Genomic DNA, 23,258 nt, shown 5'->3' with positions numbered 1-23,258 from the left:
TTTCCGCCTCAGCAACCCTGTTGGTGTGGCAACAAACTGTCCCATTGTTAATTTAAGGAGTTTTGTATGAACCTTCGCCCTTTGAACGATCGCGTAATCGTCAAACGCCTCGACCAGGAAACCAAAACTGCGTCCGGCCTGATCATCCCTGATGCGGCTGCTGAAAAACCGGATCAAGGCGAAGTACTCGCCGTCGGCAATGGCAAGATTCTGGAAGATGGCAAAGTCCGTCCGCTGGATGTCAAGGTAGGCGACCGCGTCCTGTTCGGCAAATACGCCGGCCAAACCGTCAAAGTCGACGGTCAGGAACTGATGGTCATGCGCGAAGAAGACATCATGGCGATCGTCGTCAAGTAATTGACACGCACGTTTGCAATCGTACTCACCTAATTCTGGAGAAACAACATGGCAGCTAAAGAAGTAATTTTCGGCGACGCAGCGCGCGCCAAAATGGTTGAAGGCGTCAACATCCTGGCTAACGCAGTCAAAGTCACCCTGGGCCCTAAAGGCCGCAACGTGGTGCTGGAACGTTCGTTCGGCGCACCTACCGTCACCAAGGACGGCGTATCGGTCGCTAAAGAAGTCGAACTGAAAGACAAGCTGCAGAACATGGGCGCGCAGATGGTCAAGGAAGTTGCTTCCCGCACCAGCGACAACGCCGGCGACGGCACCACCACCGCGACCGTGCTGGCACAAGCCATCGTGCGCGAAGGCATGAAGTTCGTTGCCGCCGGCATGAACCCGATGGACCTGAAGCGCGGCATCGACAAGGCAGTTGCTGCCACCGTCGAGCAGATCGCCATCCTGGCCCGTCCTTGCACCACCACCAAGGAAATCGCCCAGGTCGGCGCGATCTCGGCCAACTCGGACTACTCGATCGGCGAGCGTATCGCTGAAGCGATGGAAAAAGTCGGCAAAGAAGGCGTCATCACCGTGGAAGACGGCAAGTCGCTGAACGACGAGCTGGACATCGTTGAAGGTATGCAGTTCGACCGCGGCTACCTGTCGCCATACTTCATCAACAACCAGGAAAAGCAAGTCGCCATCCTGGACAATCCATTCGTCCTGCTGTGCGACAAGAAGATCTCGAACATCCGCGATCTGCTGCCGGTACTGGAACAAGTCGCTAAAGCCGGCCGTCCACTGCTGATCATCGCCGAAGACATCGAAGGCGAAGCACTGGCAACCCTGGTGGTGAACAACATCCGCGGCATCCTGAAAACCTGCGCAGTCAAAGCCCCAGGCTTCGGCGACCGTCGCAAGGCCATGCTGGAAGACATCGCAATCCTGACCGGCGGTCAAGTGGTTGCTGAAGAAGTCGGCATGACCCTGGAAAAAATCACGCTGGAAGAGCTGGGCCAAGCCAAGCGCATCGAAATCGGCAAGGAAAACACCATCGTCATCGACGGTGCTGGCCAGGCTGAATCGATCGAAGGCCGCGTCAAGCAAATCCGCGTGCAAATCGAAGAAGCGACCTCGGACTACGACCGTGAAAAACTGCAAGAGCGCGTGGCCAAGCTGGCCGGCGGCGTTGCGGTGATCAAAGTCGGTGCTGCCACCGAAGTTGAAATGAAAGAAAAGAAAGCCCGCGTTGAAGATGCACTGCACGCAACCCGCGCTGCCGTGGAAGAAGGCATCGTTCCTGGCGGCGGCGTAGCCCTGCTGCGCGCTCGCGCTTCGATCACCGTCAAAGGCGACAACCCGGACCAGGACGCAGGTATCAAGATCGTTCTGCGCGCCATGGAAGAGCCACTGCGCATGATCGTGCAAAACGCCGGCGAAGAAGCTTCGGTGGTGGTTGCAGCGGTTCTGGCTGGCAAAGGTAACTACGGTTACAACGCCGCCAACGGCACCTACGGCGACATGGTCGAAATGGGCGTTCTGGATCCAGCCAAAGTCACCCGTTCGGCACTGCAAAACGCAGCATCGATCGCTGGCCTGATGCTGACCACCGACTGCATGATCGCTGAAATCAGCGAAGACAAAGCTGGTGGCGGCATGGGCGGCATGGGTGGTATGGGCGGCATGGGCGGCATGGACGGCATGATGTAATTGCCGGCATAAGCCTCGCTGTACAGAAAAGCCAGCTTCTTCGGAAGCTGGCTTTTTTACATGAGGGCGATACTATCGGCTGGCCGAAAGCCTTTCTTAGTCTCACAAACAAGCTCAATGAACGACGACATTTCGACCGCAGACTTACTCAAAAGGCTAGAAGAGATCAATGTGCCTGACGCAAGGCACACTGTCTATTCGCGATATGACGAGCATGGTTTAAGAGATGCTACGTTACCGGACCATTACGCCGATATCGCTAAATTCCAGCTCTGCCCGGATGTACCAAAGGACGTTGTCATACAGTATGAAACTGCGAAAAACATTTATCTCTATGCTTGGTATGTGTACCGCTTTTATCCAATCGCTGAACAACAAGCACTATCTAGTTTAGAGATGGGGCTGCGTAAGCGACTTCCCGCCAGTTTACGAGATCAACAATTCCTCGATCTACATTCTGAGGATATGGCATACCAAAGAGTATCGCTGATATCGGGCGACTACAGATCCCATCCCCACGACCAAACGATGAGATTGTCCGGCGGGGCCGGCACGATTGAAAAGTTAAGATTGATCTAAAGACAATCCCTGCCTACAATCGACGTTCCTCAACTTTCCTTAGACGGGACCGCCATGCGTGCTTATCGCCTTCTTCCATTGCTGCTGTGTGCCGGCCTTGCCCATGCCCAGAAGATGCCGGCGCAGGATACCGTCAAAGGCGGCAAGGATCATCCGCTGCTGTCGCGCTTTGAAGGGTCGAAGATGGTCGGCTACGGTATCAAGGAATTCGACGAGGTGATGCTGCCAGCCGGTAAGCGCGGCGAGAACAAGGGCGGCCAGATGGCGTTCGACAGCTCGCTGCTGTTGGAAGGCAAATACACCCGCATGGCCTACAACTTCCCGCCTGAACGCTCGGCGCTGGAGGTGATGCGCAACTACCAGGCGGCGCTGGAAAAGGCCGGCCTGAAAACCGTGTTCGCCTGCGCCAAGGAAACCTGCGGCAAGGGCTTCGGCGAATTCTTCCTCGAAAAACGCGTCGGCGATCATTTCATCCAGGGTGCAGAGGCCAGCTGGGATCCGTTCAACTACGGCCGCGACGACGAGCGCTACCTGCTGGCCAAGGGCACGCGCCCGGACGGCTCGCTGGTCCACGTGGGTGTGTATTCGGTGGCGCCGGTGCAGGACAAGCTGGGCGGTATCTACGTCGAGATCGTCGAGGCCAAGGCGATGGAAGGCGGCAAGGTGTCGGTCAACCTGAACGCGGCCGACATGGCCAAGGGCATCGCGGCCGACGGCAAGGTGGCCGTGTACGGCGTCTTCTTCGACACCGACAAGACCGACGTCAAGCTGGAGTCCAAGGCCGCGCTGGCCGAGATGGCCAAGCTGCTGCAGCAGGATGGCAAGCTGAAGCTGTACGTGGTCGGCCATACCGACAGCCAGGGCGCGCTGGCGCACAACCTGGAGCTGTCGCAGAAGCGGGCGGAGTCGGTGATCAAGGTGCTGGCGGCGGACTACAAGGTCGACGCCAAGCGGCTGAGCGCCAAGGGCGTGGCCTCGTACGCGCCGGCGGCCTCGAACGATGCCGATGCCGGACGCGAGAAGAATCGCCGGGTCGAGCTGGTCAAGCAATAAACAAGTCGGCGGCGGAGGCTACAACGAGATCAGCGATGCGGCTTCCATTTTCCGCAATAGTTCTTCGCCCCTGGCCTCGTCGCATCCCGCCATCCGGTCGATCAGTGTATCCATCGCATTGGCGGCATTTCGGATGTAGACTTCGGCTGTCGTCCGGTCCAGATCATCAATGCGCTTATGCTCCGCTTCTTCGATAGCGGCCAAAATAGTCTTGGTAAGCACGATGCCTTCCGGCGTAGCAGGATTGGATGACCCATCGAAAAAGATATCGCGCTGCTGCTCTTCGGGTAAGCCTGCTTGATCCAAAGCTCGAATGCAATAATAAATCACAGAAAAGGCGGTATCTTCAGGTACGCATTCAACATAGGTAAGAATGTCCATGACTCGCTCCGATTCATAGCTCAATCGCATCAAAGAGACTTCTTGGCAATTTCTTGATGATGTACTCCTCAGAGAAAAGGCTAGCCCGCTGTGTCACCGATACCGACTTAAGCAAAGCAGCTACCGGCGCCGCCGGGATCACCAGCATAAGGGGTTTAAAATTGGCGGGATGAGCCCGCCGTATCAGCTTGAGAATTTCCCTGTACTGAGACGTACCAATCATACCTTCATTTAACCGACTAAAAGCGCCACGCTGAATACCAGCCCGGACGTTGTCTACTCTGGATGAATGCAGATCCAACGCATCCACATCCTTCATAAGACCCCAATACAGCATACGTGGGTTTGAGCTTGGCGGTACTGAGTTATACGGGTTCAGTCTCGACTGCGGGTCGAAGTAAGGCGTACACCAGGCATAGTGAATCTCGCCGTAGAAATACTGGCTGATTTCATACGCGATCCAAGTCGAGCAAGAGTAATAGATACTTTTGTTGTTCATTCCGCCGCCTCCTCCATCAAGCTCCACAACGCCTCGATGGCAGGTGTAGCATGCGGTGCGGCGGTACGGCCTGATCGCACTCAAAGGTGTGCTCGCCTGTTCAGGCGTCGCGATACTCCGCTTCCAGCTCCTCGCGGCGCGGGGTGTCGGCGATGTGCACGATCAGCGTCTCGCGCAGTTCGTGCGCGGGGTGCGCGGCGCGGTGCCTGGCGTACCAGAACGCTTCGCTCAGTTCCTCGTCCTCGTGCGCGGTGGTGATCAGCAGCTGTTCGTCCGGCACGTCTTCGTAGTTGACCGCTTCCAGGCTGGCGTCTTCGATCGCTTCGCGCCAGGCTTCGCATTCCTTGCCCCACACAAGCGCCAGCGCACAGCCGGACTCCACCAGCCAGCGGCTGGTTTCCCACATCGTCATCTCCGCCACGTCGGCCTCGACCACCACCACGGCTTTGAAGTGCGACAGGCCTTCCAGCGCGGGAAGATCGCTGTCCGGGGTGAGGTGTAAATAACGGATGACTGGCTTCTGCATGATGGGACCATAAAAAACGAATCCCGGATTCTAACAGGGAGGAGCCCGCCCCTCCCTGCCCTCACGGTTTAAAACGGATCCAGCGCGATGGTGAACTTGCCGCTCGCGTCGAGCGCGCCCATCGTATAGCCCTGCCAGCCCGGATACGCCTGCGGCTCCCAGTAGAACACGCCCAGCCCGTTCGAGCCCAGCGCCTTGGTCTTGCTCAGCAGATCGGCCAGCATGGCTTTGCTGGTGGCGGCCTGGGTCCAGTCCAGGCCCACTTCCGTCACCATCACCGGCTTGGCGTAGCGCGACACCATGTCCCACATATTGGTCGAGATCTTGTTGTTGTAGTTGGCCCAGTCCGACGCCGGCGGATAGTGCGACATGCCGATCACGTCCCACTTGGCGCCCGCGCCCTTCACACCATCGAAGAACCAGCGGAACACGGCGTTGTCATAGCCGTTGGCCAGGTGCAGGATCACCTTGGCGTCGGGATAGACCGCCTTGGTGGCGTTGTAGCCGCTGTTGATCAGCCCGGCCAGGTTGGCGAAGCTGGTGGTCTTCCCTTCCGGCCACAGCATGCCGCTGTTGATCTCGTTGCCGACCTGTACCCACTCGACCGTGATGCCATTGGTCTTCAGGTAGCTGAGGATCCCCTGCGTGTGGCTGTAGACGTCGTTGTTGAGCTGCGCCAGCGTGTGGCTGGCCCAGGCGGCGGGCTTGGTCTGCTGGCCGGGGTCGGCCCAGCCGTCGCTGTAGTGGAAGTCGATCAGGATGCGCTGGCCTTGGGCGGCGGCGCGCTTGGCTTTGTACAGCACGTCGGCGCCGTTGTTCCAGCCGCCGCTGGGGTTGACCCACACGCGCAGCCGGATCGAGTTCACCTGCAAGTTCTTCAGCAGCACAAACGGATCGGTCTTGACGCCGCTGCTGTTGTAGAACGAATAGCCGCTGGACTCCTGCTGGCTGACCCAGCCGACATCGGCGCCGTTGGCGAAGGTGGCGCACTGCGCGCCCAGGCTGAACGCCAGGCCGCAGAACGCGAACAGCAAATGCTTGAGCTTCATTATTTTTGTCTCCAGTTTTTTATAGTTTGAATGACACTCACTGCCGACCACGTGTGCGCACCTCCCCCCGCCGCGTCGCGCGGCATCTCTAAAAAACGGATAACGATGAGTGCCGCCGCTAGCCGAAGCGCGCGGCCGGCACGCCGGCCACGTCCAGCCGCACGGCGAACAAGGCGCCGGTCAGCGGGAACTCCTGCAACTGCTCGGGCGTGTTGTCCTCGCGCGCGGTGGTGATGAACAGCGTCTTCAGGTCGGCGCCGCCGAAGGTGCACGAGGCCGGATTGCGCACCGGCACATGGATGGTGTCCAGCAGTTCGCCGTCGGCCGAGTAGCGGCAGACGCGGCCGCCGCCCCACTGCGCGATCCAGACGCAGCCTTCGCTGTCGACCGTCATGCCGTCCGGCGAACCTTCGCCGTCGCCGAACTGGCGCCACATGCGCGGCGCGCCCAGCGTGCCGTCGACCGCCAGCGGATAGGCATAGGTGCGGCCTTCAAGGCTGTCGGTGTGGTACATGGTGGCGCCGTCCCGGCTGAAGGCTGGGCCGTTGCAGATGTGGTAGCCCTCGTCGGCCACCGTCAGCGACAGGTCGGTATCCAGACGGAACAGCAGGCCGATGGCCTGCGCGTAGTCGGTGTTGTGCATGGAACCGGCCCAGATGCGGCCGGCGCTGTCGGCCTTGGCGTCGTTCATGCGCAGGCCGCTGCCGGCCGGGAACGGACGCGCCAGGTATTCGATGCGCAGTTCCGGCTCCAGCCACACGCGAGCGATGCCGTCGCGCAGGCCGGCCATGAAGCCGTCGCCGTCGCGGCGCGCGACCAGCCAGCAGATGTAGTCGGGCATGGTCCAGCTGTGGCGCTGGCCGCCGTCCACATCCAGCGCGTGCAAGATCTGGTTTTTCAGGTCGACGAAATACAGGCGGTTTTGCTCCGCCACCCACAGCGGGCCTTCGCCCAGCTGCGCGCCGGCTTCCCAGATACATTGCACGTCATGCTTGCTCATCAGTTTTACTCCGAGTGTCGAATCCGCCATCATAAAGCTTAAGCGGTCAAAGCGCGCCATTTGCTCACGTAGGCCGCTGCCCGCTGCCCCAGTTCCTCCAGGCCGACGCCCGGCGTGTACAACTGGCCGCCGATGCCGAAGCCGGTGGCGCCAGCGCGCACCCAGCCTTCCATATTGTCCGGCGTGATGCCGCCGACCGGCCACATCGGCGTGCCGGCGGGCACCACGCTGTTGAACGCCTTCAGGCCGTTGTGGCCGACCATATCGGCCGGGAACAGTTTGAGCGCATGGGCGCCGGCGTCGAGCGCGGCAAACGCTTCGGTCGGCGTGGCGACGCCGGGCGCGCAGTACATGCCCAGCTCGGCCGCTCGGCGGATCACGGCCGGATTGCAGTTCGGCGAAACCAGCAGGCGTCCGCCCGCTTCGTACACGGCCTCGACGTGGCCGACGTTGAGCATGGTGCCGCCGCCGACCAGCGTATCGGGCAGCTGTTCCTTGACCAGCGCGGCGATGCATTCGATGGCGCCGGGACGGTTGAGCGGCACTTCCAGCGCGCGGAAGCCGGCCTGGTGCAGCACCTTGCCGACCGCGACCGCCTCCTCGGGTTGCAGGCCGCGCAGGATGGCGACCAGTGGTACGGTGGGGTGGGATGGAGTCATGTTCAAGCCTGGTGATGGAATTGGGAAATCGCGGCGCAATACACGCGATGCGGATCGAGCACGTCGCACTGCAAGCCGAAGTGGCCGGCGGCCACGGCGTAGCGGGCCGCCAACGCGGTCGAGCCGATGACGGTGATGCCGGCCGCGCCACCGCCCTCGGCCAGCGCGCGGGTGGCGGCGGCGAATTCGGCGCCGATCAGCAAGCCGCTGACCACGGCCGGCGCCTGCGCCTGCGGCGCGCTGCGCGAGACCACGCCGGCACGCACGCGGAACAGGGTATTCGATAGTGGTTCGTTGAGGACGGCCTGCCGCAGGCCGATGGCGTAACCCTCCGCATCCGAGGCGTCGCCGCCCATCATGGACGACAGGGTGCCGCGCGCCGACAGCATGGCGAACAGCTCGCCGGTCATGTAGGTCGACAGCGACTGGATCACGCCGTCGCGCAGCAGCACCCATTTGCTGTGGGTACCGGGCAGCACCAGCCAGCCATCGCGATGGCCGAGCGCCACCGCGCCCAGCAGCTGGGTCTCCTCGCCGCGCATGACGTCGACGGTGACGCCGTTGCGGTAGCAATAGCCGGGCACGATGCGGCAGCGGCCGGCCCAGTCGGCGTCGCTCACCGGCGCCAGGTGCTGCGGCAGGCGCCGCAAGGGCACGGCGCTGTCGAGGTAGGCGACTTCCTGCCAGCCGGAGGCGCTGCCGACCATGCCGGACATGATCACCGGCACCTGGCCGTCTATGCCCATGGCGTCGAGCAGGCCGGCCAGCGAATCGCCGAAGCGCTCGCGTCCGCCGACCGCCAGCATGCCCTGGTCATCCTCGTGTTCGGCCAGGCAGGCGCCGTGTTGATCGACCAGATAGGCCCGACGGTTGCTCGTGCCCCAGTCTATGCCCAGTATATTTTTTTCCACTATGCGATCCCTTTTACGACGCTGCCGCCATGGTACGAAAAAGACCGGCCCGCCTCCAATGAATTATCTCGCGGGAGTAATATCAAAATAGTATAGCCAAGGCCTGTTCAGGCCGGTAAAAGTTGCCCCTTGGATGCCTTTGGTTTAGTATGACCGCAACCAACAATCCAGGCATTCACGTATATGGCATCTCGCACCCCGTCCACCCGAAATCTGTTCATTGCAAGCGCCGTCGCCGGTGCGTTGCTGTTGGGCGGGGGTGTCTATTTCGCCGCCATCAAGCCGGCCGAATCCCAGGTCATGCCGGCGATAGCCAAGCTGCCGGCCAGCGCCAGCGGTTCGGCCTCGGCGTCGGCGTCCGCCAGCGCGACGGCAGCGCCGCGCGCGGCCGTCAATGTGGCGCCGTCGGCCTCGGCCGAAGTCCAGCATGTGCGCAGCAAGGAACAGGCCGCGGCGGCGCTGATGGCGCTGCCGGAACTGCAAGCGTGGTCGGCCATCGTGGAGAAGAATTCGGGTGGCAAATCGCACGGGGCGCTGATCGAGTACGATCCGGCCCCGCGCAAGCTGAACGGCAAGAACTACTGGCAGTTCAGCTTTGTGGAAAACAGCAGCGATGCGGCGCAGCGATGGGAGAGCTTCCTGGTCTCGTCGAGCGACGAAGAAATCCTGGTGGAAGACGCCAGCACCGACGAAGTCATCAGCCTGGCGCGCTGGCGCCGTGAAAAACACCCCGCCAAGCGCACCAGCATCGACGGCTAAGCGAGTTTCCGCTCCGCCTGCGGCGCGGCCTTGGCGGCTGCGCCCACCTGCCCTATCCACCACACCGAGAACAAGGTCAGGCCGGCTGCGATCCAGCCGTTCAGACCGTAGCCGACGATATGGCCGGCCGCATCGGTGTGCAGCATCAATCCCCCCAACAGCGCGCCGACGCCGCTGCCCACTTGCTGGATCGCCGAGTTAGAGCTGAGGAAGGCGCCGCGCTTGGCCGGCTCCGGCACCGTCGTCATCAAGGCCTGCATCGGAATGTTGCGGCCCGACAGAGCCATCATGAAGAACGGGAAGAACAGGATCACCGCCACCAGCGGGATCGCCGGCATGTGCGTCATGAACATGATCGGCAGGATCGAGAACAGCGCGATATAACGGTACACCCGCTGGGCGCCGGCCCGGTCCGACCATTTGCCTATCCTGCGCGCGCTGAACAGCGTGGCCACGCCGCCGGCCAGGTAGACAAAGGTGATCTCCGCCGGCTGCACGCCGATATTCTCCACCAGCACCGGCGAGATAAAGGGAATCACCAGCATGCCCGTCAACATATTCACGCCCGACAGCAGGAAGGCTTTCAGGTGGCCGCGCACGCGGTACAGGCCGATCAGATTGGGCAGCACCTCGGACAGCGGCACGCGGCGCGTCAGATGGCCGTCCAGCGCCGGCAGCACGCGCCAGGCGGCGAACCAGATCAGCAGCGAAAACACCACCAGCAGATAGAACGGCGAGGCCCAGCCGAAGTGCGCGGCCAGCATCACGCCGGTCGGCACGCCGGCCACGGCGGCCAGGCTGAACGAAGTCATCACGATGCCGGTGGCCGCGCCGCGACGGTCGGGCGGGATCAGGTCGCCGATGATGGCCATGATGATGGAGGCCAGCACGCCGCCGGTCAGGCCGGCAAAGGCGCGCGACAGCACCAGCAGGTGGAAGTTGGGCGCCAGCGCGCAGGCCAGGTTCGACAAGGTGAACAACGCGAACATCGCCAGCAGCAGGCGCTTGCGGTCGTAGCGGTCGATATACATGGAGGCCAGCAGGCCGGACAGGCCGGCGCACCAGGCGTAGGCCGACACCGCGCCCGACACGGCGGCCGGCTCGATGGCAAAGGCGCGCATCAGCTGCGGCGCCAGCGGCATCATCACCATGAAGTCCATGATGACGGTGAACTGGGTCAGCGCCAACAGCCAGAGCACGATACGCTCGCGCGCCGGCGGCAGTGGGATGGTTATTGTTGTCATGTGATGTAGGATTAGTCCAGTTGATTCACTTCGCTGACCGCGCGCTGCAGGATGGCGCGGATCTGCGCGGCGCGCTGGTCGCTGGCGCCGGGGCCATGGGCTTTGTCGATCACGGCGGCCTTCAGCTCATGCATCATCATGCGCAGATCGACGCGGCCCTCGGACGGCTCGCCCAGGCGCGCCAGGATGACGTCGACGAACTGGCGGTTCTCGGCCAGGAAAGCCTCGCCTTCGGGCGTGATGGTGTGCAGCTTCTTGTTGCCATCAGCCATGGCCGAGACATGGCCCATATCGAGCAGCAGGGACAGCAACGGATAGATGGCGCCCGGGCTGGGCGTATAGCCGCCGCCGGAAAGCTGTTCGAGCTCCTTGATGAGTTCATAACCGTGGCGCGGCTTTTCAGCGATCAGGTGCAGCACGACATAGCGCATGGCGCCGGCGTCGAACATTTTCGGTCCACGGCCGCGTCCGCCGCCGCCGCGATGGTGGTGATGGTCGCCATGCATGGCGTGATGGCGGTGTTGGTGATGTAAAAATCTAAACATTTTTAAACTCCTTACGATATAACAAGTTAAGATATAACTTATTAAGATATATCTTAACTTGTTTACGGAAGAGTTCAAGGACTTTTTTTATATAATTTACGCTTGACCTACACGCCACGTCAGAGTTCACGATGCTCCCATGCTCACAGTAAAACAACTTTCCAAGCTGGCCGGCGTCACCACCCGGACCCTGCACTATTACGACGAGATCGGCTTGTTGAAGCCATCGCGCGTCGGCGACAACGGTTATCGCTATTACGGCGAGGCGGCGCAGTTGCGCTTGCAGCAGATCCTGTTCTACCGGGAACTGGACGTGCCGCTGGCGGAGATCCGCAAGCTGATGGACCGCGACGATTTCGACGTCATGGCGGCTCTGCTCAGTCACAAGAAAGCGTTGCGCAATCAGGCCGAACGGCTGCAAGGCCTGATCGCGACTGTGGACAACACCATCCTCCACCTACAAGGGAAGCAGATCATGAGCAGCGAAGGTTTATTTTCCGGCTTGAACCAGCCGCAGCAACAGGCATACGCCAAGGAAGCGGAACAGCGCTACGACGCGGCCACGGTAAGGGCATCGACCAAACAATGGGGCGCGTACAGCAAGGCCAAACAGGACGCCATCATGGAGGAAGGGAATACGGTTTATACCGATATGGTCGCGGCCATGCCGCAGGGAGCGGACAGCGCGGCGGTGCAGGCGATCGTGCAGCGCTGGCGCGATCATCTGGAATATTTCTGGGTGCCGCAGGTGGAGCAGCTGACCAGCCTGGCCGCCACCTACTCCGAAGACCCGCGCTTCAAAGCCAACTTCGACAAGATCCACCCCGAGCTGGCGACGTTCATGCTGCACGCGGTGCAGCACTACGTCAGACTTGACCCCGTTGTTTAGCTGTCGAGGTGGGAGATCAGCAGGCGGCGGTTGTCGTCGCCGCCGTTGGCGGTCTTGTGCTCAACTACCAGGCGCGAGTTCTGCGTGTCCAGCGAAATGCCTACCGACAGAATGTCGATCAGCAGCAGTTGCAGGATGCGTGAGATCATCGACAGGAAGGTCGTACTGTCTTCGCTGTGGTCAACCGCCAGGCAGACGCTGGCTTTCTTCGCCAGCGGCGAGTTGCTCGACGTGATGGCGATGACGTCCGCCCCCGCCGCCCGCGCCGCATCGACCGCCGCTAACAGATCCGGCAGCTTGCCGGAATTGGAGATGGCAATCACCACGTCGCCCGGATTCAACAACTCGGCCGCCAGGGTCAGCAAGTGCGAGTCGCCATACGCCGACGTCGGAATGCGGAAGCGGAAGAACTTGTGCTGGCCATCCAGCGCCACCACGCGCGAATTGCCCATCGCGTAGAACTCGACCCGCTTGGCCTTGGCCACCAGCGCGATCGCCTTGTCCAGCGAACGCACGTCCAGCTGGTCGCGGAATTTCAAAATCGCGGAAACCGTATTGTCGATGACCTTGGCGCTCAGGTCGTGCGTGCTGTCGCTGACGCGCACCTGGCTGTGGCGCACCGGAATCGCACCGGTCAGGCTGCTGGCGAACTTCAATTTGAAATCGGCCAGACCGAGGAAACCCAGCGAACGGCAGAAACGGATCACGGTCGGCTGGCTCACTTCGGCCAGGCGCGCGATGTCGGCGATCGGTTCGTTCAACACCAGGCGCGGCTGCTCCAGCACCAGCTGCGCCACGCGCTGCTCGGCCGGCGTCAACTCGTGCTGCAGATGCTGCACGCGCTCCATCAGCGTGTTGGCCCCGCTGCGTCCGCGCAAGTGCTCGGACAAGATCGTCGCCACGCCGTAGAACGCCGGATTCGGCGTGGTAATCACATAAGTCGGAATCTCCGACAGGTAACTGGTGAAACGGCCCTTGGCCTCGAAGCGCGAACGGAACGGCGACGAGGCGAACCACTCGCCCATGCGCGGCACGATGCCGCCGCCGATGAACATGCCGCCGAAGGCGCCCAAGGTCACGGCCAGGTTGGCGGTGGCGCCGCCCAGCATGGCGCAGAAGCATTCCAGCACTTCCAGGCACAGCGGGTCCTTGTCGGTCAGCGCGCCGGCCATGATCTCCTGCGAAGTCAGGTCGCGCACCTGGCGTCCATTGCGCTTGGCGATGGCGCGGTAGATGATCTCCATGCCGGGGCCGGAAATCAGCCGCTCGGTCGATACGTGCGACCAGGTCTGCCAGGCGTACTGCAAAATCGAATATTCGCGCTCGTCGGCCGGCGCGAAGTTGGTGTGGCCGCCTTCCGAACCCAGCGTGACGAAACCGTCCACGGTCGGTATCACGCCCGACACGCCCAGGCCGGTGCCCGGCCCCAGCACGCCGATGACGGAATTGGAGGCCGGCTTGCCGCCGCCCACCTGCATCAGATCGGCCGGCTTCAGGCCCGGCAGCGACATCGCCAGCGCGGTGAAGTCGTTCACCACCAGCAGCGTGTGCAGGCCCAGCGCGCGGCGCACCTCGTCGGTGGAGAATTCCCAGTCGCGGTTGGTCATGCGCACGTGGTCGCCGCTGACCGGATTGGCCACCGCCAGCGCCGCGTGGTTCAGCGTGATATCGGAATGATCCGACAGGTAGGAGCGCAGCATCGCCACGATGTCGGTGTAGTCGTCGCACTTGAGCACGCGCACCGCGCGGAACTCGCCGGGCGCGGTCTGCAAGGCGAAGCGGGCGTGGGTCGCGCCGATGTCGGCCAGCAGGCGCGGGCCGTCGGCGAAGGCGGTGCGGTTCAGTTTTTGATCTACTTCAGCTTGTTTCATCGTCAATTCAGTCAAAACAGTTGGCGGAAGCATACCCGAAATACGTGATGTTAAGAAGGAAACCGGTACAAATACCGCCGTCTTATGCCGCGTAGCCGAACCAGGCGCCGAAGGCCGGCAGTTGCACCTGGCCGTCGACCACCGTGCCCGGCAGGCCGTAGCCGTCCATCTGCTCGGCGCCCACCGCCTGCGGCAGCGCGCAGCTGACCGGCTCCGCACCCAGGTTGAACACGGCGATGATGTCGCGTTCGCCCTCGCCCCCTGTACTGCGGCGCAGCGCCAGCACCGGTTCCGGCGTGTCGAAGAACTGGATCGCGCCGCGCGTCAGCTGCGGCAGCTTGCGGCGCCAGGCGATGAACTGGCGGGTGAATTCCAGCGATGACGCGGCATCGCCCTCCTGCAGCGAGGCCGCCTTGGCCAGGTGGTCCGGCGATACCGGCAGCCATGGTTTGCCTTCGGTGAAGCCGCCGTTGGCGCCGTCGGTCCACGCCATCGGCGTGCGGCAACCGTCACGGCCCTTGAACTCCGGCCAGAAGGTGATGCCGTACGGATCCTGCAGCAGCTCGAACGGCACGTCCGCCTCGGCGAAGGCCAGTTCGTCGCCCTGGTACAGGCACGGCGTGCCCTTCAGCGACAGCTGCATCGCCAGGATCATCTTGGCGAACGCCGCCGGCGCTGCCGGGCCGCCCCAGCGGGTCGCCACGCGCTGCACGTCGTGGTTGCCGACCGACCAGGAAGCCCAGCCGCCCTTGACGCGCGCCTCGAAATTCTCCACCTGCTGGCGGATGTAGTGCGACGAGCAGGTCGGCACCAGCAGGTTGAAGCTGTAGGCCATCTGCAGCTTGTCGCCGTCGGCGGTGTACTCGGCCATCACGGCCAGCGAATCGTCGGCGCCCACTTCGCCGATGGCGACCGCCTTGTATTCATTGAGCAGCGAACGCAGTTTTTGCAGGAAAGGCAGGTTCTCCGGACGGCTCTTGTCGTAGATGTGCGCCTGCATGCCGTAGGGATTGACGTCCGAGACGGTGGCGGTGTCGCGGTTGAGGGCCGGCGGATTGCTGCGCAGCTGCTGGTCGTGGAAGTGGAAGTTGCAGGCGTCCAGGCGGATGCCGTCGACGCCGCGCTCCAGCCAGAAACGCAGCGCGTCCAGGTGGGCCTGCTGCACTTCCGGATTGTGGAAATTGACCTGCGGCTGGCTGACCAGGAAATTATGTAAATAGTATTGACGACGGCGCGTGTCCCACTGCCACGACGAGCCGCCAAATACCGACATCCAGTTGTTCGGCGGATTGCCGTCCGGCGCCGGATCGGACCAGACGTACCAGTCGGCCTTGGGATTGTCGCGGTTGGAGCGGCTCTCCTTGAACCATGCATGCTCCTCGGCCGTGTGGGCCATCACCTGGTCGATCATGATCTTCAGGCCCAGGCTGTGCGCCTTGGCGATCATCACGTCGAAGTCGGCCAAGGTGCCGAACATCGGATCGACGTCGCAGTAATCGGAGATGTCGTAGCCGAAATCCTTCATCGGCGATTTGAAATAAGGCGAAATCCAGACGATGTCCACGCCCAGCGATGCGATATAGTCCAGCTTTGCCGTAATCCCGGGTAAATCGCCGATGCCGTCACCGTTGGTGTCGTTAAAGCTGCGCGGGTAGACCTGGTAAATGATGGCCTCGCGGTACCAGTCCTGGGCGTGCGGGGAAACTTGTGTAAGTTGCTTAGTCATAAGAAAATCCGGGGTTGGCAAAGCTGGATATAGGTTTGTAGACAATATACATCACGAATATGGTTTTTTCAATCCATGAGGCACTTGCGGATTAATACAATTAATCCATAAAAATCATTATCTTACGGATATTTACAAAAATTCGTCGGATAAAAATAGTAGTCAAACTACACAGAATCAGGAGAGAAAATAGTGAGCAACACCGGCAACGGGCCGATGCCCCGGCAAATTCCTTACATCATCGCCAACGAAGGCTGCGAACGCTTCAGCTTCTATGGGATGCGCAACATCCTGACGCCGTTCCTGCTCAGCACCCTGCTGCTGTTCGTGCCGCTGGCCGACCGCGCCAGCGAGGCCAAGCATGTATTCCACACCTTCGTCATCGGCGTGTACTTCTTCCCGCTGCTGGGCGGCTGGCTGGCCGACCGCTGGTTCGGCAAATACAACACGGTGTTCTGGTTCAGCCTGATCTATGTGGCCGGGCATGCCTGCCTGGCGATCTTCGAGGACAACCTCAAGGGCTTCTACTTCGGCCTGTTCCTGATCGCGTTCGGTTCGGGCGGCATCAAGCCGCTGGTGGCGGCCTTCGTCGGCGACCAGTTCGACCAGACCAACAAGAACCGCGCCAAGCTGGTGTACGACGCCTTCTACTGGATCATCAACTTCGGCTCCTTCTTCGCCTCGCTGCTGATGCCGGTGTTCCTGCGCGACTACGGCCCGGCCGTCGCCTTCGGCATTCCCGGCATCCTGATGGCGATCGCCACGCTGGTGTTCTGGCTCGGCAAGCGCAAGTACATCCACGTGCCGCCGGCCGCGCCGAATCCGAATTCCTTCAGCAGCGTGGCCCGCACCGCGCTGATGAGCAAGCAGCCCGGCCAATCGCGCCCCGGCCTGATGATGGCCGGCGTCGGCGCGCTGGGCGCGGTGGCGTCGCTGTGCATGGCGCCGCAGTGGGGCTTCGTCATCGCCGCCTGCCTGGCGCTGGTGCTGGTGCTGGCGTTTGGCGGCATCGGCGTGTCGATGCAGCTGGACCGCGCGCGCGGCCTGCATAGCGACGAGGCGGTGGAAGGCGTGCGCTCGGTGCTGCGCATCCTGATCGTGTTCGCGATGGTGACGCCGTTCCATTCGCTGTTCGATCAGAAGGCGTCGACCTGGATCGTGCAGGCAAATGCGATGAATAGCCCGCTGTTGAACATCTTCGGCTGGGAGTTCACGCTGCTGCCGGCGCAGATGCAGGCCGTCAATCCGATCCTGGTGATGCTGCTGATCCCGTTCAACAACCTGGCCTTGTATCCGATCATGCGCGCCATCGGCATCACGCCGACGCCGCTGCGCCGCATGGGCATGGGCATCGCGCTGGCCGGCGTGTCGTGGATCGTGATCGGCATGATCCAGTTGCAGATGGACGGCGGCGACAAGGTCTCCATCCTGTGGCAGCTGCTGCCGTATGCGCTGCTGACGTTGGGCGAGGTGCTGGTATCGGCGACGGGGCTGGAGTTCGCCTACAGCCAGGCGCCGGTGCCGATGAAGGGCATTATCCTGAGCTTCTGGTATCTGGCCATCACGGTCGGCAACCTGTGGGTGCTGATCGTCAACGCCGGCGTGAAGAACGACGCCGTCAGCGCGTACATCGCCGGCAGCGGCATGGGGGTGATCGCGTTCCAGATGTTCTTCTTCGCCGCCTTCGCCCTGCTGGTCGCAGCGATCTTCGCGCTGTATGCGATACGCTACAAAATGGTGGACAACTACCGCGCCGATACGCAAAAGGCCGCTTAAGAAGTCGCTGGTTTGAGGTCATAATTTGTGACCTCAAACCCCGGAACGGCATTCCTCGTATCAAAACTACAGATTTTGGATTACCATAACCGGCAAATACAGGGGTATTTGCCGGTTTTTTGTAGCCGCACTACCTAAATCTATAGTTTTGGAGGCGGCGATATGGGCGGTATGCATCTTGGGACGTGGCGGCGGATGGCCGGGGTTTCTGTTGGCGGCGCGCTGGCGTTGACTTGTGTGGCGGCCGCGGCCGCCGACGCGACACTGGCGGCATGCGATGGGCCGTTCGCTACCGTCCTGCAGCCAGCCGTCGCTGCCGATGCGCGGGCCTATTGGCTCAATCGCCAGCTGATCAAGTGGCCGGGCGCAGACGCTTCCGGCGGCGCTTTCAAACTCTATTACTCCGCTTCCGCCTCGCTGCATGCGACGCCTGGCGCGCGGGTGTCAGGCGCGGATGGCTCGCTGGCCTTGGCGCGCTTTGATGGCGGCTTGCCGTCCGATGTCGCGCAGCGCTTCAAGTTCGTCGGCAATGGCGCGGTACTGACACTGGCGGCAGCGGATACGGCGCGCCTCGGCGGCGCGCTGACGCAGCAGGTCATGCTGGTGCAGGAGGCCGACGACGGCACCGTGCGCGACGCCACCACGCTGCAAATCGCCGGCGCGCTCGATGACCTGTATGCCAGCGCCGCCAAGGCGCGCGATCTGGGCGTCAGCGTCGGCAAACAAACCGGCTTCAAACTTTGGGCGCCGACCGCGCAACGCGTGGCGCTGTGCACCTACTCCAGCGGTTCCGGCAAAGCCTCCGCCATCACCACCATGCAGCGCGACGACGCCACCGGCATCTGGTCCGCACACCTTGATGGCAATCGCTCCGGCCAGTACTACCAATACCTGGTGGATGTGGTGGCGCCATCGGCGGGCCTGGTACGCAACCTCGTCACCGATCCCTATTCGATCAGCCTGACCACCGACTCCAAGCGCAGCTACATCGCCGACCTGAACGCGGCCAAGCTGAAGCCCGCCGGCTGGGACAAAACCCCCGCCCCGAAAAAAGTGGCCGCCCAATCCGACATGACGGTCTACGAACTGCATGTGCGCGACTTCTCGATCAACGACAGCACCGTCAACACCGCCAACCGCGGCAAGTACACCGCCTTCACCGAAACCGGCTCCAACGGCATGAAGCACCTGGCGGCACTGAGCAAGGCCGGCATGACCGACATCCACCTGCTGCCCGTGTACGACATCGGCAGCGTGCCGGAACAAGGCTGCGTCACGCCAAACATCCCGGCCGGCCTGGCGCCGGACAGCGAAGAGCAACAAGCGCTGGTCGCCAAGACCCAGGCCACCGACTGCTACAACTGGGGCTACGACCCATACCACTACAACGCGCCCGAAGGCAGCTACGCCACCGACCCGGCCGACGGCGCCAAGCGCATCGTCGAATTCCGCCAGATGGTGCAGGCGCTGCACAAGACCGGCCTGCGCGTCGGCATGGACGTGGTGTACAACCACACCTTCATCGCCGGCCAGAATGAGAAGTCCGTGCTGGACCGCGTGGTGCCCGGCTACTACCACCGTCTGAACGCCAAGGGCGCGATCGAACGCTCCACCTGCTGCGACAACACCGCCACCGAAAACCTGATGATGGCCAAGCTGATGATCGACTCGGTCGAACAGTGGGCCGTGCAGTACAAGATCGACTCGTTCCGCTTCGACCTGATGGGCCACCAGCCGCGCGCCGCGATGGAGCAGCTGCAGGCCAGCGCCGACCGCGCCACCGGCCGCCACATCAACCTGATCGGCGAAGGCTGGAACTTCGGCGAAGTGGCCGACGGCGCGCGCTTCGTGCAGGCCTCGCAGCTGTCGCTGAACGGCAGCGGCATCGGCACCTTCAGCGACCGCGCGCGCGATGCGGTGCGCGGTGGCGGCGCCGGCGACAGCGGCGTGCAGATGATCACGCAACAAGGCTACATCAACGGCCTGGTGTACGACGCCAACGCGCAAGCGGGAACACGTCCCGCCAGCGACCTGCTGCAAGCGTCGGACCTGGTCAAGGTCGGCCTGGCCGGTTCGATCCGCAGCTACCCGCTGCAAACCTCGGACGGCAAGACGCAGCCATTGCAGGACATCGTCTACGGCGGCAACCCGCCGGCCGGCTACGCCAGCGAGCCGGGCGAAGTGGTCAACTACGTCGAGAACCATGACAACCAGACGCTGTACGACATCAACGCCTTCAAGCTGCCGCGCACCACCACCAGCGCCGAACGCGCGCAGGTGCAGATGCTGGGCGCCGCCATCAACGCCTTCAGCCAGGGCGTGGCCTACTTCCATGCGGGCTTCGATATCCTGCGCTCCAAATCGCTGGACCGCAACAGCTTCGAATCGGGAGACTGGTTCAATCGCATCGACTGGAGCTACCAGGACAACTACTACGGCACCGGCGCCCCGCGCGCGGAAGACAACGGCAAGGACTACGACCTGATTAAGCCGCTGCTGCGTGACGCCGCCATCAAGCCATCGCCGAAAGACATCGCCTACGCGCGCGACGCCTTCCGCGACTTGCTGGCGATCCGCGCCAGCAGCACGCTGTTCCGCCTGCGCACCGCCGCCGACATCAAGCAGCGCCTGCGCTTCCACAACACCGGCAGCGGCCAGGTGCCGACCGTGATCGTCGCCCACCTGGACGGCGCCGGCTACGCGGGCGCCAATTTCAAGTCCATCACCTACCTGATCAACGTCGACAAAGTGGCGCAGCGCGTGACGGTTGACGCGGAAAAGAACCACCACTACCAACTGCATCCGGCCCACACCAACATGGCCGCAGCGGACAAACGCGTGGCCCCGGAAGCCAAGTACGACGCCGCTTCCGGCACGTTTGCAATTCCGCCACGCAGCGCCGTGGTATTCGTAGAAAAGAAGTAAACACCGTGATATCTTTTCGGCTCACCGTCGAGCCGGAAAGAGATCATCATGAGATGCAACCATATCGCAGCGCTGCTTACGCTGACCTTTACGCTAACCCTGGTCGCATGCGGTGGCGGCGACTACAACGCGCCGGCAAACCATGTGCCGGTCGCCATCGCCGGACCGGCACAAGGCGTGACGGCGGGCAGCTCGGTCAAGCTGGCCGGCAGCGGCACCGATGCGGACCAGGACATCCTCAGCTACTCTTGGACACTGGCCAAACCCGCAGGCAGCACGGCCGCCCTGCTGAACTACCACGTCGCCACGCCAACCTTCTTCGCCGACCTGCCGGGCGTCTACGTCGCCACGCTGACCGTCAACGACGGCAAGCTCGATAGCGCGCCATCTTCCGTCATCATCACCGCGCAGTAGCTGGCGCAGCTTGTTTAGTAATCGGCCAATAAACATGACGGCCGCCCAGGCCTGTTGGTTGGCGGCGATGGCATAGCTGCTACACTGGTTTTCGCCAGTCACCACCGCCAAAATTATGAAACTGCACACGCTTGCGCTGCCCCTCTTCCTGTTCGCGCTGACCGCTTCCGCCGCGCCCGTCGCCGATCCCGTCGAATGGATCAATCCCCTGATGGGCACCGCCAGCAAGCCCGAACTCTCGAACGGCAATACCTATCCGACCATCGCGCTGCCGTGGGGGATGAACTTCTGGACGCCGCAGACCGGCAAGATGGGCAACGGCTGGGCCTACACCTACGACGCCGACAAGATCCGCGGCTTCAAGCAAACGCACCAGCCGTCGCCGTGGATGAACGACTACGGCCAGTTCGCCATCATGCCGGTCACCGGCAAGCCAAAATTCACGCAGGACGACCGCGCCAGCTGGTTCTCGCACAAGGCGGAAGTGGCCAAGCCTTACTACTACAGCGTCTACCTGGCCGACGCCGACGTGACCACCGAAATCGCGCCGACCGAACGCGCCGCGCAGTTCCGCTTCACCTTCCCGAAAACCGACGACGCCTATGTGGTGGTGGACGCCTACGACAAAGGCTCATACATCAAGGTGATCCCGGCGGAGCGCAAGATCGTCGGCTACAGCACCCGTTACGCGCGCGGCCCGCTGCCGAAGAATTTCAAGAACTACTTCGTCATCTACTTCGACAAACCCTTCACCACCACCCGCATCTGGAGCGGCGACAAACTGGTGAGCAACGTGATGGAACTGGCCAGCGACCATAGCGGCGCGGTGGTCGGCTTCAAGACCGCGAAAGGCGAGAAGGTCGGCATGCGCGTGGCCTCCTCCTTCATCAGCGAGGAACAGGCGGAGCTGAACCTGAAGCGCGAACTGGCAACCGACAGCTTCGACGCCACCGCGCAAAAAGGCAAGGAAGTATGGAACAAGACGCTGAGCCGCATCAGCGTGGAAGGCGGCAGCGACGACCAGACGCGCACCTTCTATTCCAGCCTGTATCGCATGCTGTTCTTCCCGAACAAGCTGTATGAGATCGACGCCAACAACCAGATCGTCCACTGGAGTCCCCACAACGGCAAGATCCTGCCCGGCTATATGTACGCCGGCACCGGCTTCTGGGACACCTTCCGCGCGCTGTATCCCTTCCTGAACCTGATGTACCCGTCGATCAACCGCGAGATGCAGGCCGGCCTGGTCAACGACTACATGGAAAGCGGCTGGCTGCCCGAATGGTCCAGCCCCGGCCTGGCCGACGTCATGATCGGCAACAACTCGGCATCGGTGGTGGCGGAAGCCTACATCAAAGGCCTGCGCGGCTACGACATCGACACGCTGTGGCAGGCGCTGAAGCACGGCGCCGACAACGAAGGACCGATGAGCGCCGTCGGCCGCGCCGGCGTCAAGTACTACAACGAACTTGGCTACGTGCCGTATGACGTCAAGATCAATGAGAACGCCGCCCGCACGCTGGAATATGCCTACGACGATTTCGCCATCTACCAGCTGGGCAAGGCGCTCGGCAAGCCGCAGTCGGAGATCGGCATCTACGCGCAGCGGGCGATGAACTACAAAAAGCTGTTCGACCCGGAGACGGGCCTCATGCGCGGCAAGAACAAGGACGGCAGCTTCCAGTCGCCCTTCAACCCGTTCAAATGGGGCGACGCCTTCACCGAAGGGAATAGCTGGCACTACACCTGGTCGGTGTTCCAGGACGTGAACGGCCTGGTGGACCTGATGGGCGGCCGCGAGAAGTTCGTCGCCAAGCTGGATCAGGTGTTCACGCTGCCGCCGACCTTCGACGAAAGCTACTACGGCGAAGTGATACACGAGATCCGCGAAATGCAGATCGCAAACATGGGCCAGTACGCGCACGGCAACCAGCCCATCCAGCACATGATCTACCTGTACGACTACGCGGGCGCGCCGTGGAAGACGCAGTACTGGGCGCGCGAAACCATGAACCGCCTGTACAAGGCCACGCCGGACGGCTACTGCGGCGACGAGGACAACGGCCAGACCTCGGCATGGTATGTGTTCTCGGCGCTGGGCTTCTACCCTGTGACGCCGGTGGTGCCGCAGTACGTGGTCGGCGCGCCGCTGTTCAAGAAGGTCACGCTGCGGCTGGAGAACGGCAAGACGGTGGTCATCAACGCCCCCGCCAACAGCGACAGCAAGCGCTATGTGAACGCGCTCAAGGTCAACGGCAAGCCGTATTCGAAGAACTGGTTGAGCCACGCAGGCCTGATGCAGGGCGCTGTGCTGGACTTCGACATGTCCGAGCAGCCGAACAAACTGCGCGCCACCGCACCGGCCGACGCGCCCTACTCGCTTTCGACCGACCGCTAACG

Annotated in this window: 21 protein-coding genes; 10 read left to right on the top strand and 11 right to left on the bottom strand. The window is 62.3% G+C overall.

What is annotated here, in order from left to right; genetic code table 11:
• Positions 1–66 precede the first annotated feature (66 nt).
• The 4 genes from groES (at position 67) to AC07OK_RS08360 (ending at position 3,684) form a co-directional block, all read left to right on the top strand.
• Positions 67–357, top strand: coding sequence for a co-chaperone GroES (groES, locus tag AC07OK_RS08375; protein ID WP_008451606.1), 291 nt, complete (start codon positions 67–69; stop codon positions 355–357).
• Between the two features lie 48 nt (positions 358–405).
• The gene (gene groL, locus AC07OK_RS08370) at positions 406–2,052 is read left to right on the top strand and encodes a chaperonin GroEL (protein WP_217945760.1); all 1,647 of its coding nucleotides are present in this window, start codon (positions 406–408) and stop codon (positions 2,050–2,052) included.
• A gap of 117 nt (positions 2,053–2,169) precedes the next feature.
• Positions 2,170–2,631 (top strand): hypothetical protein, encoded by a 462-nt coding sequence (locus AC07OK_RS08365; RefSeq protein WP_494689870.1) that lies wholly within the window; start codon positions 2,170–2,172, stop codon positions 2,629–2,631.
• A 54-nt stretch (positions 2,632–2,685) separates the two neighbouring features.
• Positions 2,686–3,684 (top strand): OmpA family protein, encoded by a 999-nt coding sequence (locus AC07OK_RS08360; RefSeq protein ID WP_494689869.1) that lies wholly within the window; start codon positions 2,686–2,688, stop codon positions 3,682–3,684.
• Positions 3,685–3,702: 18 nt separating this feature from the next.
• Here AC07OK_RS08360 and AC07OK_RS08355 read toward each other — a convergent pair whose 3' ends face one another.
• From AC07OK_RS08355 to AC07OK_RS08325, 7 genes are all read right to left on the bottom strand, one after another.
• On the bottom strand, positions 3,703–4,065 hold the full coding sequence (locus AC07OK_RS08355) for a hypothetical protein (RefSeq protein ID WP_494689868.1): 363 nt from the start codon (positions 4,063–4,065) through the stop codon (positions 3,703–3,705).
• Positions 4,066–4,078: 13 nt separating this feature from the next.
• Positions 4,079–4,564 carry a hypothetical protein gene (locus tag AC07OK_RS08350; protein WP_494689867.1) on the bottom strand — a complete coding sequence of 162 codons (486 nt, stop codon included), beginning with the start codon at positions 4,562–4,564 and terminating at the stop codon, positions 4,079–4,081.
• Positions 4,565–4,664: 100 nt separating this feature from the next.
• Complete coding sequence (locus AC07OK_RS08345; protein ID WP_494689866.1) at positions 4,665–5,090, bottom strand: DUF7684 family protein; 426 nt, start codon at positions 5,088–5,090, stop codon at positions 4,665–4,667.
• A 68-nt stretch (positions 5,091–5,158) separates the two neighbouring features.
• The gene (locus tag AC07OK_RS08340) at positions 5,159–6,139 is read right to left on the bottom strand and encodes a glycoside hydrolase family 53 protein (protein ID WP_494689865.1); all 981 of its coding nucleotides are present in this window, start codon (positions 6,137–6,139) and stop codon (positions 5,159–5,161) included.
• A 118-nt stretch (positions 6,140–6,257) separates the two neighbouring features.
• A complete protein-coding gene (locus AC07OK_RS08335) occupies positions 6,258–7,139 on the bottom strand; it encodes an SMP-30/gluconolactonase/LRE family protein (RefSeq protein WP_494689864.1) in 882 nt (293 codons plus the stop codon).
• A gap of 38 nt (positions 7,140–7,177) precedes the next feature.
• Positions 7,178–7,798 (bottom strand): 2-dehydro-3-deoxy-6-phosphogalactonate aldolase, encoded by a 621-nt coding sequence (locus tag AC07OK_RS08330; protein ID WP_494689863.1) that lies wholly within the window; start codon positions 7,796–7,798, stop codon positions 7,178–7,180.
• 2 nt (positions 7,799–7,800) lie between these two features.
• Positions 7,801–8,709, bottom strand: coding sequence for a 2-dehydro-3-deoxygalactonokinase (locus AC07OK_RS08325; RefSeq protein WP_494689862.1), 909 nt, complete (start codon positions 8,707–8,709; stop codon positions 7,801–7,803).
• A 183-nt stretch (positions 8,710–8,892) separates the two neighbouring features.
• Here AC07OK_RS08325 and AC07OK_RS08320 point away from each other — a divergent pair, with 183 nt between their 5' ends.
• Positions 8,893–9,468 (top strand): hypothetical protein, encoded by a 576-nt coding sequence (locus AC07OK_RS08320; protein ID WP_494689861.1) that lies wholly within the window; start codon positions 8,893–8,895, stop codon positions 9,466–9,468.
• On the opposite strand, the gene AC07OK_RS08315 is transcribed toward AC07OK_RS08320, so the two are convergent.
• Complete coding sequence (locus tag AC07OK_RS08315; RefSeq protein WP_494689860.1) at positions 9,465–10,712, bottom strand: MFS transporter; 1,248 nt, start codon at positions 10,710–10,712, stop codon at positions 9,465–9,467. The genes AC07OK_RS08320 and AC07OK_RS08315 overlap by 4 nt on opposite strands.
• Before the next feature lie 11 nt (positions 10,713–10,723).
• Positions 10,724–11,257, bottom strand: a complete 534-nt coding sequence (locus AC07OK_RS08310) for a PadR family transcriptional regulator (RefSeq protein WP_494689859.1) — start codon at positions 11,255–11,257, stop codon at positions 10,724–10,726.
• A gap of 139 nt (positions 11,258–11,396) precedes the next feature.
• On the opposite strand from AC07OK_RS08310, the gene AC07OK_RS08305 reads away from it, so the two are divergent.
• On the top strand, positions 11,397–12,146 hold the full coding sequence (locus AC07OK_RS08305) for a MerR family transcriptional regulator (protein ID WP_494689858.1): 750 nt from the start codon (positions 11,397–11,399) through the stop codon (positions 12,144–12,146).
• Here the strand turns inward: AC07OK_RS08305 and AC07OK_RS08300 are convergent.
• Positions 12,143–14,017 carry a glucokinase gene (locus AC07OK_RS08300; RefSeq protein WP_494689857.1) on the bottom strand — a complete coding sequence of 625 codons (1,875 nt, stop codon included), beginning with the start codon at positions 14,015–14,017 and terminating at the stop codon, positions 12,143–12,145. The genes AC07OK_RS08305 and AC07OK_RS08300 overlap by 4 nt on opposite strands.
• A gap of 82 nt (positions 14,018–14,099) precedes the next feature.
• A complete protein-coding gene (locus AC07OK_RS08295) occupies positions 14,100–15,743 on the bottom strand; it encodes an alpha-amylase family glycosyl hydrolase (protein WP_494689856.1) in 1,644 nt (547 codons plus the stop codon).
• Between the two features lie 216 nt (positions 15,744–15,959).
• Between AC07OK_RS08295 and AC07OK_RS08290 the strand changes: the two genes are divergently transcribed.
• The 4 genes from AC07OK_RS08290 to AC07OK_RS08275 all read left to right on the top strand — a co-directional run bounded on the left by AC07OK_RS08290 (position 15,960) and on the right by AC07OK_RS08275 (position 23,256).
• Complete coding sequence (locus tag AC07OK_RS08290; RefSeq protein ID WP_494689928.1) at positions 15,960–17,519, top strand: POT-type proton-dependent oligopeptide transporter; 1,560 nt, start codon at positions 15,960–15,962, stop codon at positions 17,517–17,519.
• Positions 17,520–17,714: 195 nt separating this feature from the next.
• The gene (gene pulA / locus AC07OK_RS08285; RefSeq protein WP_494689855.1) at positions 17,715–20,444 is read left to right on the top strand and encodes a pullulanase-type alpha-1,6-glucosidase; all 2,730 of its coding nucleotides are present in this window, start codon (positions 17,715–17,717) and stop codon (positions 20,442–20,444) included.
• A gap of 48 nt (positions 20,445–20,492) precedes the next feature.
• Positions 20,493–20,858 (top strand): PKD domain-containing protein, encoded by a 366-nt coding sequence (locus tag AC07OK_RS08280; protein ID WP_494689854.1) that lies wholly within the window; start codon positions 20,493–20,495, stop codon positions 20,856–20,858.
• A gap of 115 nt (positions 20,859–20,973) precedes the next feature.
• A complete protein-coding gene (locus AC07OK_RS08275) occupies positions 20,974–23,256 on the top strand; it encodes a GH92 family glycosyl hydrolase (RefSeq protein WP_494689853.1) in 2,283 nt (760 codons plus the stop codon).
• The last annotated feature ends 2 nt before the right edge of the window (positions 23,257–23,258 follow it).

It is taken from the genome of Duganella sp. GW821-FHT07G03, from assembly GCF_059418605.1.
This window is presented reverse-complemented; position numbering and strand designations above follow the sequence as displayed.